General features: G+C 71.7%; 7 protein-coding genes. 3 read left to right on the top strand and 4 right to left on the bottom strand.

Annotated elements, in window-relative coordinates; translation table 11 throughout:
- Window positions 1–108: 108 nt before the first annotated feature.
- From ACFWY9_RS38050 to ACFWY9_RS38040, 3 genes are all read right to left on the bottom strand, one after another.
- Window positions 109–1158, bottom strand: a complete 1050-nt coding sequence (locus tag ACFWY9_RS38050) for a nucleotide disphospho-sugar-binding domain-containing protein (protein ID WP_378330781.1) — start codon at window positions 1156–1158, stop codon at window positions 109–111.
- A 58-nt stretch (window positions 1159–1216) separates the two neighbouring features.
- Complete coding sequence (locus ACFWY9_RS38045) at window positions 1217–9517, bottom strand: beta-ketoacyl synthase N-terminal-like domain-containing protein (RefSeq protein ID WP_378341164.1); 8301 nt, start codon at window positions 9515–9517, stop codon at window positions 1217–1219.
- A gap of 90 nt (window positions 9518–9607) precedes the next feature.
- On the bottom strand, window positions 9608–9736 hold the full coding sequence (locus tag ACFWY9_RS38040) for a hypothetical protein (RefSeq protein WP_378330779.1): 129 nt from the start codon (window positions 9734–9736) through the stop codon (window positions 9608–9610).
- A gap of 323 nt (window positions 9737–10059) precedes the next feature.
- Here ACFWY9_RS38040 and ACFWY9_RS38035 point away from each other — a divergent pair, with 323 nt between their 5' ends.
- The 3 genes from ACFWY9_RS38035 (at window position 10060) to ACFWY9_RS38025 (ending at window position 13096) form a co-directional block, all read left to right on the top strand.
- Window positions 10060–10731: a PIG-L deacetylase family protein gene (locus ACFWY9_RS38035; protein ID WP_378330778.1), complete on the top strand. Its 672-nt coding sequence runs from the start codon at window positions 10060–10062 to the stop codon at window positions 10729–10731.
- A gap of 63 nt (window positions 10732–10794) precedes the next feature.
- Window positions 10795–12093 (top strand): nucleotide sugar dehydrogenase, encoded by a 1299-nt coding sequence (locus ACFWY9_RS38030; RefSeq protein ID WP_378341163.1) that lies wholly within the window; start codon window positions 10795–10797, stop codon window positions 12091–12093.
- Between the two features lie 40 nt (window positions 12094–12133).
- Window positions 12134–13096, top strand: coding sequence for an NAD-dependent epimerase/dehydratase family protein (locus ACFWY9_RS38025; RefSeq protein ID WP_378330776.1), 963 nt, complete (start codon window positions 12134–12136; stop codon window positions 13094–13096).
- A gap of 114 nt (window positions 13097–13210) precedes the next feature.
- Here ACFWY9_RS38025 and ACFWY9_RS38020 read toward each other — a convergent pair whose 3' ends face one another.
- Window positions 13211–13516 carry a hypothetical protein gene (locus ACFWY9_RS38020; RefSeq protein ID WP_378330775.1) on the bottom strand — a complete coding sequence of 102 codons (306 nt, stop codon included), beginning with the start codon at window positions 13514–13516 and terminating at the stop codon, window positions 13211–13213.
- Between the last annotated feature and the right edge of the window lie 368 nt (window positions 13517–13884).

The following is a 13884-nucleotide window of genomic DNA, read 5'->3' as shown; positions in this document are numbered from 1 at the left end:
CCCGCGCCCCCCCGGGTTTGCCCCCGCGGCTTGGGGGCCCGCGCCCCCCCGGGTTTGCCCATGCACTGAAGGCGTCCTTCACCACGGCCAACGCACTGAAAGCGTCCTTCAGCGTTCCGCCCGGCCAAGCCGCACCAGCTCGGGCCGGAGTTCGTGCGGACTCGGCATCGCGGCCATCTCCGTGTGCAGCCGTCCGACCGCTTCCCGGACGGCGTCATCGGACACCGCGAGCCCGATCCGCTCGGCGAGGACAGCGGCATCCTCGCCCCGGCCGGCGAGCACAGCGGCGCCCTGTCCGGCGATCCGGTGCGCGAGCGACGATCCGTCCTTTTCCGGCACCGCGGACACCACGCACTGCGGCAGCGCGTGAGCCAGCGCGGTGATCGCGGTCGTCGACGATCCATCGTGGACGACCGCGGAGCAGGTCCCCAGCACGGCGTTCACCGGCACCGAGTCGAACAGCCGCAGGTTGGCGGGCACCCGCGCCCCGGCCGGGACCTCCTTGGCCGGCAGCTCGCAGATCACCTCGGCGTCGAGTTCGGCGATGGCGTCGAACAACGCCGCCGGGGCCGCGGCGGGCTCGGCCAGCGTCAGGAGGATCCGCTGCCGCCGCGGTTTGCGGCGTAACCAGGAGGGCACCACCGCGGGCCCGCTGTAGGGGAGGTAGCGCAGCGGCACATGCCCGTCGCCGGGTTCCGGCCGCAGCGAAGGCGGGACACGGTCCAAAGTGGCCCGGCCGGTCAGAACGCTCTCATCCGGCGACAGGCCGTGGACCGCGAGCCCGGCTTCGAGCCGTTCCGCGAGCCGGTCCCGGTCCGGGGCCAGGCCCAGCATCCGGACCGCGGTGATCCCGGTGACCCTGGCCGCCACGGCGCCGGCCGGGGCGTGCTCCTCCCAGACGACCAGATCCGGCTTCCACCGCCGGGCGTAGTCCGCCAGACCGGCCGCCGCGTCGGGATCGGCGAGCCAGTCTTCGGCGTCGTCCGGCAGGTCCTTCCCCACGGCCACCGCGACGAACCCGGTCCGGTTGACCTCCTCGGTGAACCGCGGGCGCCCGGCTATCTGCACCTCGTGCCCACCCGTCCGCAACGCCCAGCCCAGCGGCACCAGGCCGTGCAGCCGGGACACCGAAGACGGTGCGGTCAGCAGAACGCGCATCGGAACTTCCTTCGACTCCTGGGGCGGCCCTGCCGGGAACCCGTGATGGATGGGGGAATCACGCCTGTGCCAGCCAGTCCTCGATGGCACCGGCGGTGGCCGCCGCGCTGCCTTCGATCAGGCTGAAGTGATCGCCGGGGACGGTCACCGTCGCGTTCGCGCGGCTCCACGTGGTCCGCCAGACGTCCGGGTTCGCGCTGTCCGGGTCCGCGGTCTCGGCGTCGAACCGGGTGTCGGGCCGGATCAGCAGGCTCGGCGTGGCGACGTCGGTCAGCTCGACCCGCGGCAGCAGGTCCACGTACCGGGCCATCGCGGTCAGCTTGGTGCCGTCGAACGGCCCGTACCGTGCCTCCAGTTCGGGCAGCCCCGCCGTCAGGCCCAGCACCACCTTGTCCCGTTCCGCCTGGTCCTTGCCCTGGACGTCCTCGCCGCTCGCGGCGTAGGTGTCGAGCAGGACCAGCGAACGCGGCGCCAGGTCGGCCTCCTCCAGCCGGGCCACCACCGCCTGGGCGAGGATGCCCGCGGACGAGTAGCCGACCAGCACGAAGTCGTCGCCGCCCAAGGACATGCGGATGCTCTCCACGACGACGTCGACCATCGCCTCGGCCGAGTCCGGCACCAGCTCCCCTTCCAGGAAGCCGGGCAGCGAGAGGCCCCAGCACGTCCGCGTGTCCCGGAACTGCGAGGCCAGCTTGGCGTACTGGTACGAACCGCCCATCGCCGCCGGGCTGCTCAGGAACAGCAGCTGCGGACGCCGGGGACCGTCGGCCATCCGGACCGGGAACGGCACCGGCCCGGCGTCGGCGGCCGATCCGAACGCCGGGCGGAGCTTGGCCGCGGTCATCAGCAGGGTGAGTCCCTCGAACGACTTGCCGGTCCGCACCGCTTCGGAGAACAGCTGTTTCAAGCCGTCGGACGCGGCGACCGCGGAGGTGGCCGTCTCTTCGGCGGTGTCGTTCTCGATGGCCTTCAGCAGGAACGCGGCGAGCGCCATCGGGGTCTGTTCGTCGAACACCACGGTCGGTGGCAGGTGCAGGCCGGTCGCCTCGGCGAGCCTGCGGCTCAGCCCGACCGCGGTCACCGAGTCGAACCCGGATTCGAGGAAGTGCCGTTGCGGATCGACGGCGTCGGTTTCGACGTGCCCGAGCACCGCGGCGATATGGTCCAGCACCAGCCGGACGAGCAGCTTTTCCCGCTGTCCCTTGGCAAGCCCGGCCAGCCGCTGGCGCAGCCCGTCCGGATCCGCCGTGCCCGACGCGCTCGCGTTGCGGCGCGTGGGAGCGGCCATCGGGGTGGGGGCCGTCTCGCCTTCGGTGACCAGTGCCCGTTCCACGTCGACCACCGGCCGCAGCGTCACCGATTCCACCGTGGCGACCGGTTTGCCCGCCTGGTCGGCCAGGTCGACGGCGAACCCGCCGTCGGGCGCCGGGGTGATGCGCACCCGCAGCCGGGCCGCCGCCGAAGCGTGCAGCTCGACTCCCGCCCAGGCCAGCGCCAGACCGCCAGGAGCGGACCGCAGGCCGATCGCGTGCAGCGCGGCCTCCAGCGCCGCCGGGTGCAGGCCGAACCGGTCCGCCTGCAGGCTCGTCTCCTGATCGAGGCTCACCTCGGCGAACACCACGTCGTCCCGGTACCAGGCGGCACGCAGGCCGCGGAACACCGGACCGTAGCTCAACCCCTGTCCCGACAACCGGTCGTAGAGCCCGTCGACCGCCACCGGCTCCGCCTTGGCCGGCGGCCATTCGTCGAGCGCGACCGGCTCGGCGACGGTGCCCCGCGACAGGAGCCCGTGCGCGTTGCGGACCCACGGCGCGCCGGAGTCGTCCGGCCGCGAGTGCACCGACACGGTCCGGACGCCGCTCGCGTCCGGCGCGCCGACCACCGTCTGTACCTGGACCTTGCCGCGCTCGGCCAGGACGAGCGGCACGTCGACGGTCAGTTCCGCGACGCGGTCGCAGCCGACCTCGTCACCCGCGCGGACGGCGAGTTCGACGAAGGCCGCGCCGGGGACGACGATCCGCGAACCGACCGAGTGTTCGGCCAGCCACGGGTGACTGCTCGCGGAAAGCTGCCCGGTCAGCACGACACCGTCCGAATCGGCGAGCCGCACCGCGGCGCCCGCCAGCGGGTGGCCGGTCGAGTCGAGCCCGGTGCCCGCCAGGTGACCGCCCGCGCGGACGGCCTCCATGTCGACGTCTGGCCAGTACCGCTTGCGGTGGAACGCGTACGGCGGCAACGGAACCCGCCGCGCGTCGCGGCCGACGTAGAACCGCTCGCCGTCGATGCCGAGTCCGTCCACATGCAACCGGGCGGCCGCGAACAGGACGGCGTCGGTCTCGGCGCGACCGGCGTCCAGTACGGAGAGGAAGGTCGTGTCCTCGCTGATCTCGGACAGGCTCTCGCGGATCTGCCCGGTGAGCCCGCCGCCGAGTTCGACGAACCGCTCCACTCCGGTCGCTTCCAGCGTGCGCACCGCGTCGAACAGGCGCACCGGCTCACGCAGGTTGGCCACCCAGTGCTCGGGATCGGTCAGTTCGTCCGTCGCGAAGGCGCCGGTGACGGTCGAGACGATCGGGAGCCGGGGCAGTGCGTACGTCAGTTCCTCCGCGATTTCGAGCAGGTCTTCGGCGACCTCGCCGGCCTGCGTCGAATGCGCCGCCCCGGCCGGGAGTTCCTGCAGCAGCTGGGCGCGGGTGGCGGCCAGCTTCACCGCGTCGGTCAGGGTCAGCACGCCGGCCACGTGGGCCGCGGCCACCTCGCCGCCGGAATGGCCGAGGACCTGCCCCGGCCGCTGGCCCCAGAACTCCAGCAGCCGGAAGAGCGCGACCTGGACGCAGAACCGCGCCGCCTCGGCGAAACTGACCTGCTCCAGCAGCTGCGCGCTGACAGAGTCGTCCTCGCCGAACAGCACTTCGGTCAGCGGACGGTCCAGATACGGGTCGAACTTGGCGCTCGCGTCGGCGAATGCCTGGGCGAACGCCGGGAACGCCGCGGACAGCTCCCGCCCGGTACCCGGCCGCACGACGGCGTTGCCGGAGAAGAGGAACACCGTCTTCACGTCGGCACGCGCGGTACCGCGCAACACCGACTCGGACTCCTCGCCGCGAGCGAGCGCCTCGAGCTTTTCGAGCAGATCCTCCCGGTCCGCGCCGAACACGGCCGCGCGGTGCTGCCCCACCGCCCGGAACGCGGCCAGCGAGTAGGCCACGTCCTGGGCGTCTGCTTCGGGATGCTCGATGAGGTGCGCGCGGAGGCGTCCGGCCTGCAGGGGCAGCGCCTCCCGGCTGCGCGCGGAGACCAGCGTCGGCAGCGGGATCCCGTGGTGCGCGGTCGAAACGGGTTCGGCCGCCGCGGTTTCCGGAGCCTGTTCGAGGATCACGTGCGCATTGGTTCCGCTGTAGCCGAAGGAGGACACACCGGCACGCCGCGGCCGTCCGCCGGTCTCCCACGGAATGGTGTCCGGCAGCAGCCGGACATGGCCCGACGACCAGTCCACCTGCGTGGTCGGATTGTCCGCGTACCGGGTCTTCGGCAACAGGCCGTGCCGCAGCGCCTGGACCACCTTGATGACGCCCGCGACACCGGACGCCGCCTGCGAGTGCCCGATGTTCGATTTGACCGAGCCCAGCCACAGCGGCCGTTCGGCGGGCCGTTCCTTGCCGTAGACCGAAAGCAGCGCGCCCGCCTCGATCGGGTCGCCGAGGGTGGAGCCGGTCGCCGACGCCTCCACCATGTCCACATCGGACGGTTCGAGCCCGGCCAGCGCGAGCGCCCGGCGGATCACGCGTTCCTGGGACGGACCGCTGGGCGCGGTCAGGCCGTTGGACGCGCCGTCCTGGCCCACCGCGCTCGACCGGATCACGGCCAGGACCTCGCGGCCCTCCCGCACAGCGTCGGACAGCCGCTGCACGACGAGCACGCCGACGCCCTCGGACCAACCGATCCCGTCGGCGTCCGCGGAGAACGCCTTGGAGCGGCCGTCGGCGGCGGTGCCGCCCGGATCGAAGTGCGCGAACGGGCTGGGTGAGGTCAGCGCCGAAACGCCGCCCGCCAGCGCGAGCGAGCAGTCGCCGTTGCGCAGCGCCTGGATCGCCGAGTGCAAGGCGACCAAAGAGGACGAACAGGCGGTGTCGATCGAGACGGAGGGACCTTCGAGGCCCAGCGCGTAGGACACCCGGCCGGAGACCACGCTGCCGAGCACACCGGTGCTGCGGAACAGGCCGTTGCTCTCGATGGTGCCCGACGGGCCCGGGTCGTAGTCGGACTGCATGACCCCGGCGAACACGCCGGTCTGGCTGCCCTTGAGCGAAGCGGGTTCGATCCCGGCCCGTTCCAGCGCCTCCCAGCAGCTTTCCATCAGCATCCGCTGCTGCGGCTCCATCATCACCGCTTCCTTCGGGCTGATCCCGAAGAACGCGGCGTCGAAGTCGGTGACGTCCGGGACGAAACCGCCCTGTGGCTTCTTGCCCGACGCGGTGACGAGGCCGAGCCAGTGGTCGAGGTCCCAGGACCGGTTGGCCGGGAACGGGACGATGCCGTCGCCGCCCTCGGCCACCAGCCGCCACAGGTCCTCGGGCGCGCCGACCCCGCCGGGATAACGGCAGGCCATCCCGACGATCGCGATCGGCTCGTCGGGCGCGCCGACCGGCACGACGGCCGCGCGGACCGTTTCCCGCGCTCCCCCGAGTTCGCCGACCAGCAGCTCGTGCAGCTGCGCGGCGAGTTCGCTCACGGTCGGATAGTCGAACACCACGGTCGGCGCCAGTTCCAGCGCGGTCTCCGCGTTGAGCCGGTTACGCAGCTCGACGGCGAGCAGCGAGTCGAAGCCCAGATCGCTGAAGGCACGGTCGACGTCGATGAGCTGGACGGAGCCGTGCCCGAGCGCGGCGGCCACGTGCTCGGTGACCAGCTCGCGCACCGCCTTGAGCCGGTCGCCGGGCGCGAGCCCGAGCAACCGGGCCCGCAGCGAGTTCGGGTCGGCGTCGGCCGCCTCGGCGGGCAGCGGGCCCGGCTCGGCGGCCGCCGTCGCCGGTTTCGCCGCCGCACGGCGGGTTCCCGCACCGGGCCGGGCCTTGGCCGCGGCCCTTGATGCGGCGACGGTCTCGGCGGGCACCTTGCGCAGGGTGAGCGCGCCGATCGAGGCGACCGGTTCGCCGTCGACGTCCGCGATCTCCATCGTGACGGCGGGCTCGGCGCCGGGCAGCGGCCGGAGCCGGACCCGCACCGCGATCGCGCCGGTGGCGAACAGCTCGACCTGCGACCACGAACGCGGCACGACGACATCTTCGGTGCCGAGACTGTGCGCGAAAGCGTGCGCGGCCGCGTCGAGAACCGCCGGATGCAGCCCGAAACCGCCGGCGCCCGCCCGCTTCTCCGCCGGCAGGCTCACCTCGGCGAAGATCTCGTCCCCGGCCCGCCACACGTTCCGCAGGCCTTGGAACACCGGCCCGTAGGCCAGCCCACGCCCGGCCAGCTCTTCGTAGAACCCTTCCAGCGCAACGGGTTCCGCGCCCGCCGGGGGCCAGGAGGACAACTCGGGCGAGTGCGCGCCGGTCGCGGACGTGAGCACACCGGTGGCGTGCAGGACGGCGCGTTCCCCGCCGAGCGAGTGCACGGCGAACGAGCGCGCACCCGAGTCGTCGGGCGCGGCGACGCTCACCTGGATCCGTACGCCGCCGGAGTCCGGCAGCACGAGCGGGGTCTCCTGTGTCAGCTCCCGGATCCGGGAGCAGCCGACCCGGTCACCCGACCGGATCGCGAGTTCCACGAAGGCCGCTCCGGAAAGGACGGTCTTCCCGCCGAGAACGTGGTCCGCGAGCCAGGGATGCGTGTCGGGGGACAACCGTCCGGAAAGGACGACGGCGTCCGATTCACCGACGACGGTGACCGCGCCCAGCAGCGGATGGTCGGCGGGCTCCAGCCCGAGTACGACCGGATCGCCGTGCGCCGAAACGGGTTCGAGCCAGTAGTGCGCCCGCTGGAACGCGTAGGTCGGCAGGTCGGCGGTGCGCGCGCCCTGGCCGTCGAAGTAGGTCTTCCAGTCGAGCGAGACACCTCGCGTGTGCAGCTGGGCGAGTGCGGCGACGACCCCCGAGGGGCCGGTGCGCTCGTCCGGCAGCACCGGGACGACGGCCGTGTACTCCGCCGAGCCGGTCAGGTTCTCCCTCACCGCGGCAGAGAGTTCTTGCCCCGCCCCGATTTCGACGAACCGGTTGCTGCCCTCGCCCTCCAGTGCGCGCACCGCCGCGGCGAAGGATCCCTCAGCGGACGAACGCAGCGTTTCGGCGGTCAATGCCTCGCCGGTCCGCGCGGACACGATGGGGATGACGGCCTCGGCGAAGGTGATCCGCTCGGCGATCTCCGTGAACCGCTCGGGCGTGGCGGCGGCCAGCTCGGCGGCTTCGGGCAGCGACAGCACTCCGGCGAAGTGCGCGGCGGACACCTCGCCGATTCCTGTCCCGGCGACCTGATCCGGCTGGACGCCCCAGGAATCGAGCAGCCGCGCCAACGCCACGCCCGCCGCGAAGGACACGGCGGCGACCTCGGCGTCGTCGAGAACGGCGGGGCCGCCGACCAGCTCGCGGACCGGTCGACGCAGGTGTTCGTCCAGCTCGGCGCTCACCGCGTCGAAGGCGGTGGCGAAGGCCGGGAACGTCTCGCCCAGCTCCCGCGCCAGACCCGCCAGTCGCGCGTTCGCGCCGGAGAACAGGAACGCTGTCGAGGACTCACCCCTGGCGATCCCCTCGACCAGTCCGGGCACCGGGTCACCGGCGGCGATTCCGCTGAGCCCGCGCAGCAGTTCGTCCCGGCTGTCGCCGACGAGGACGGCCCGGTGCTCGAAGGCGGACCTGCCGGTCGCCAGCGTCCTGCCGACGCCGGCCGGGTCGAGATCCGGCCGTTCGCGCAGATGCCGCAGCAGCTTGTCCGCCTGGGCGCGCAGGGACTCCGGGCTCTTGCCGGACAACGCCCACGGAACGGGACCGCCCGTACGCGAAACGGGTTCGGCCGCCTGCTCGGGCGCGTCCTCGATGATCACGTGCGCGTTGGTGCCGCTCATCCCGAACGAGGACACCGCCGCGCGCCGGACCCTGCCGTCCCGCGGCCAGGCCACCGGCTCGGTGAGCAGCTCGACCGGGCCCGACGCCCAGTCCACCCGATGGCTCGGCTCGCCGACGTGGAGCGTCTTGGGCAACTGCTCGTTCCGCAGCGCCAGCACCATCTTGATGACGCCGGCGACCCCGGCGGCGGCCTGCGAGTGCCCGAGGTTCGACTTGATCGACCCGAGCCACAGCGGCCTGCCCTCGGGCCGGTTCCTGCCGTACACGGTCTGCAGGGCCCGCGCCTCGATCGAGTCGCCGAGCGCGGTGGCGGTGCCGTGCGCCTCCACGACGTCGATCTCCTCGGGCAGGACCCCGGCACTGGCCAGCGCCTGGCGGATCACCCGCTGCTGCGCGGGACCGCGCGGGGCGGTCATCCCGTTCGACGCGCCGTCCTGGTTGACCGCGCTCCCCCGGAGCACCGCCAGGACCGGATGGCCGTTGCGGCGTGCGTCGGAAAGCTTCTCCAGCACCAGCATCCCGGCACCCTCGGACCAGCCGATGCCGTCCGCGTCCTCGGCGAACGACCGGCAGCGGCCGTCACTGGACAACGTCCCGTCGAGACTGAATTCCACGAAGGTTCGCGGGGAGTTCATCACCGAGACGCCGCCCGCCAGCGCCAGCGTGCACTCCCCCTGCCGCAGGGCCTGAGCCGCGAGGTGCAGCGTCACCAGCGACGACGAGCACGCGGTGTCCACAGTGACCGCGGGGCCTTCGAGGCCGAACGTGTAGGCCACCCGGCCGGAGACCACGCCGGAGGAACCGTAGGCGCCGGGATAGTTGTGGTACATCACCCCGGTGAACACGCCGACCGGGCCGCCCTTCACCGACAGCGGCGGGATGCCGGCCCGCTCGAACGCCTCCCACGACGTCTCCAGCAGCAGCCGCTGCTGAGGGTCGGTGAACAACGCTTCACGCTCTCCGAGCCCGAAGAAGCCGGCGTCGAACTGCGGCGCGTCATGGACGAAGCCGCCTTCGCGGGCGTAGCTGGTCCCGGGCCGCTCACCGCTCGGATCGAACAGGCGCTCCAGGTCCCAGCCGCGGTCCGCCGGGAACTCCCCGACGGCGTCGCGGCCCTCGCTCACCAGCCGCCACAGCTCCTCCGGAGTGCTGACGTCCCCCGGGAAACGGCACGCCATGCCGACGATCGCGATGGGCTCCTGGCCGGCGTCGGCGAGCTTCCGGTTTTCCTCACGAAGACGCTCGGTCTCCTTCAGCGCGGCACGGAGGGCGTCGACCAGCTTGTCATCGGACTTCTCCACTTAGCCCTCACTTCTCCTTCTTGGCATGTTCCTCGCCCGGGCCGTGATGCTTTCCCTCCAGCAGGGCGAAGCGAAAACCGAATTCGGCCGTCACCATTCGCCGAGCGCCGCGGAATTCCCGGAGTTGTTCCGCGGCCGGTGCGGCGTGCCGACGGCGAACCGTCGTCCGCGCACCGGCTGACCCCAGTACAACGCGTCCCACCTTACGAGCGGGACCATGCGGTACCCACCCCTAGCCGGGCACCGGGCACCCCTGAGAACAGGGCGGGGCCGCCGGACGGCGCGCGCCCCGCCGGATCCCGCGCCATTCACCTCGGCATTGCGGAACCCCGCGAACCAGGCTAGGGGTTGCCCGCCCTCACCGAAGCTGGCAAATTCTGGCCTCAGCGAAGCCTGAAAAAGCCGGGGCGTTCGCCGAAAGCGCGTTCCCGGTGGCCGGGCCCGACACGGCCGGCCCGAAAACATCCCGTGGGTAAACACTTCCGGAGCGTCATCTGTACCGCTCCCGACAAAGACGGTGACGGATCATCATGCAAAGAACGATGAACAGGCTCCTCGTCGTCGTCGCTCACGGCGATGACGAAACGCTCGGCGCCGGGGCCACCATCGCACACCTGGCCGATCTGGGCGTCACGGTCTCCCTCTGCGTGCTGACGAACGACGACGGGTCACGGTCGGCGTCGGGTGCCGGGGTGACCAACCGCCTTTCGGCCATCGAGTCGGCCGCGAAGGTGCTCGGCATCGAACGGTTGCAGGTCAACCAGTTCGGCGACAACCGGTTGGACACCGTGGGGCATCTGGAGCTCAACCGCGTGGTGGAGCGGGAGGTCCGTGAGTTCGAACCGGACACCGTGTTCACCACCAGCCTCGCCGACCTCAGCCTCGACCACCAGCTGGTGGCCAGGGCCGCGCGCGTCGCAGGCCGTCCCGGCCGCGGCAGCGTCCGCGAGATCCGCAGTTTCGAGATCCGGTCCGCCACCGACTTCGGGGAGACCTCCGGAATCTCGCCTGCCTTCCGCCCGAACTGCTGGCAGCCGATCGACGAGGCCTACCTCGACCGCAAGCTCGAGGCCCTGCGCTCCTACGGCAAGGAGGTCGAGCCATGGCCGAACCCGCGCAGCGAGCGCGGGGTGCGGGCGCTGGCCGAATACCGGGGTTCCCAGGTGGCCACCGAATTCGCCGAAGCGTTCGAACTGGTCCGTGCGGTGCTGTAGCCACCCCACGCCGAGCCAACCGTCCACAAGGGAATGCGGGTTGAGGGTGAAATGGCAAAATCCATGACAGTGAAGGAATCCCCGACCGATCCGGCGGCGCTCTCCTCGGTCGCCGTGATCGGCATGGGCTACGTCGGCCTGCCGACCGCGCTCGGCCTGCACGCCGGCGGGCTGAACGTGATCGGGATCGACCACGACCCGTCGAGGCTGGCGGCGATCGAATCCGGCGACGCCGATCTCATCGACGCCGATCAGCGCAGGCTCGACAAATCCTTGCAGGAAGCCGGTTTCGAGCTCACCACCGACGTGAGCAGGCTGGCCGAGGCCGACGCGGTCCTGGTCTGCGTGCCGACGCCGGTCGACCGCTACCAGCTGCCGGACCTGCGGCCGCTGCAGGGCGCCTGCGAAACCCTGCTGACGCACGCGACCCGCGGCCAGGTGCTGATCCTGACCTCGACCAGCTACGTCGGGACCACCACCCGGATGCTGGTCGATCCGTTGCAGGACAAGGGATTCACCGTCGGCGAGGACATCTTCGTCGCCTCCAGCCCCGAACGGATCGACCCCGGCAACGTCACCCACACCCAGCAGGACACCCCGCGGGTGCTCGGCGGGGTCACCCCGGCGTGCGGCGAACGGGCCCAGCGCGTCATCGAGGTCCTCACCCCCGCCGTGCACCGGGTCGCCTCCCCGGAGGCCGCGGAGATGACCAAGCTGTACGAGAACTCCTTCCGCGCGGTCAACATCGCGCTGGCCAACGAGTTCGCCGACATCTGCACCGGACTGGCGCTGGACCCGATCGAGGTCATCGACGCCGCCGCGACCAAACCGTACGGGTTCATGGCCTTCCACCCCGGCCCGGGCGTCGGCGGCCACTGCATCCCGTGCGACCCGCACTACCTGCTCTGGCAGCTGCGCGAAACACGCGGCGCCGCGCCGCTGGTGAGCCAGGCGATGCACTCGATCGCGGAACGGCCGAAGCAGGTCGTCGACCGGGTGATCGACGCGTTGTCCGCGGCGGGCAAGGGGCTCGGCGGGGCCCGCGTGATCGTGGCCGGGGTCAGCTACAAGCCCGGCGTGCGCGACGTCCGTTCGTCCTCGGCACTGGACATCATGGACCATCTGTCGCACCGGGGCGCGAAGGTCGACTACTACGATCCGCTCGTCATGCGGGTGACGCTGCCGGACGGCACGGTGGCCGACAGCGCGATCGACCCCGACGGCGCGGACTGGGACCTCGTGCTGATCCACACGGTGCACCCCGGCCACGACCACGGCTGGATCACCGACTGCCCGATCGTGGTCGACGCGACCTACCGGTTCGACTCCGCCACGGCGGCCGAACACCCCCAGCCGGTCTGAGCACACACGGCGGCGACGCCAGGGAAAGGAACCCCGCACGATGCGTTTCCTGATCACCGGCGGTGCCGGTTTCATCGGCTCCCACCTGACCGAACATCTGCTCGGCCTCGACCACGAGGTGGTCGTGCTCGACGACCTCAGCACCGGCAGCGAGCGCAACCTGGCCGCGGTCGCCGACGACCCGCGGCTGCGTTTCGTGCGAGGCTCGGTGTGCGATCCCGAAGCGATCGAAGGCTGCATGACCGGGGTGGACGCGATCTTCCACCTCGCCGCCGCCGTCGGCGTGTTCACCATCCTCGACAAACCCCTCGACAGCCTCCGCACGAACCTCCACGGCACGGAGACCGTGCTCGAAGCCGCGCGACGGCACGCGGTGCCGATCCTGGTCGCGTCGACGAGCGAGGTCTACGGCAAGAACACCGCGTCGGGGCTGTCGGAGGACGACGACCGGATCGTCGGCTCGCCGCTGAAGAGCCGGTGGTCCTACGCCGAGGCGAAGGCGCTGGACGAGACGCTGACGTATCTCTACGGCGTCGAGCATGGCCTGTCCACGGTGATCGTCCGCCTGTTCAACACCGTCGGCCCGCGCCAGACCGGGCGGTACGGCATGGTCATCCCCCGCTTCGTCGAGCAGGGGCTGGCGGGCGAGCCGATCACGGTGTTCGGCGACGGGCAGCAGGTCCGCTGCTTCTGCCACGTGCACGACGTCGTCCCGGCGCTGCTGGCACTGCTGGAGGACAAGGCGGGCCACGGGACGGTGTACAACCTGGGCAACTCGGAGGAGGTCACCATCACCGAGCTCGCCCAGCGGGTCATCAAGGCGACCGGCTCCACCGGCGGGATGGTGAAGGTCCCCTACGACCAGGCCTACGGCGCCGGCTTCGAGGACATGCAACGGCGCGTGCCCGACTGCCGCAAGGCCCGCGAGCGGATCGGCTTCCGGCCGGCCCGCGATCTCGACGACATCATCACCGCCGTGATCGCCGAACGTCGCGCCCCCTGACCCGGCGATCCACCGCCACGCGTACCGGGCGCCCCCTACGCCCGGCCCGCGTGGCCCTTGCCTCCGCGCCGGTCTCCCAGTGCCGGCGCGGAGGCATTCGTCTGTCCGCGGGCTTCACGCCACACCGTCCTCGCGCTCGTACCGGCCCGCCTCCGCGTCGCATTCGAGGAGCCCGGCGTCGCACAGCCGCCGCGCCCAGGCGGCCATTTCCGCACGCGTACGGCCGGGATCGCGGCCCCACACCCCGGCGAGCGTCTGTGCCGCGTGGTCGAGCCTCCCGGCGTGCTGCCTGAGCGCGATCCACATCGCGGCGCCCGTGGGGCCGCACCGGACCCGTTCACCGGTGACCGCGCAGGCCAGTTCCAGGTTCCCGTCCGGGAGCACGGTCGGCGTCACGCCGGGGGTCGTACGAACCAGCATCGCGCTCGGTCCCTTCCACAGTGCCGTTTCCTCGCTCTTGCTGTCCTCCAGCCTTCCGGGAAACGACCGCCACGGACATGGGGCCCGCCTGCGAACCCGAGGTGGGGATGTCCCTACCCCCGATGGAGTTGCCCTGCTCCGGACCATGATCACGGTCCGGAGTCGTCCTTTGTGGACTCGAAATACGTGAATGCCACATTGAGGGACTTCAAGTCCGTCAATGTGGCATTCACGGCACGCGGACGGGCGGGCGCGCCGATAGGTGCCGCCGGACGTGGTGAAGCCCGGCGGCCGGGGTGCTGAAGGACGCCTTCGGTGCACTCGACGCACTCAAGGCGTCCTTCAGCCCAGTCAACGCACTGAAAGCG

The sequence above is a fragment of the Amycolatopsis sp. NPDC059027 genome, from assembly GCF_042739735.1.
In the GTDB taxonomy this organism is placed as follows: domain Bacteria; phylum Actinomycetota; class Actinomycetes; order Mycobacteriales; family Pseudonocardiaceae; genus Amycolatopsis.
The sequence above is the reverse complement of the archived record's forward strand: the minus strand, read 5'-3'. Positions and strand labels throughout refer to the sequence as shown.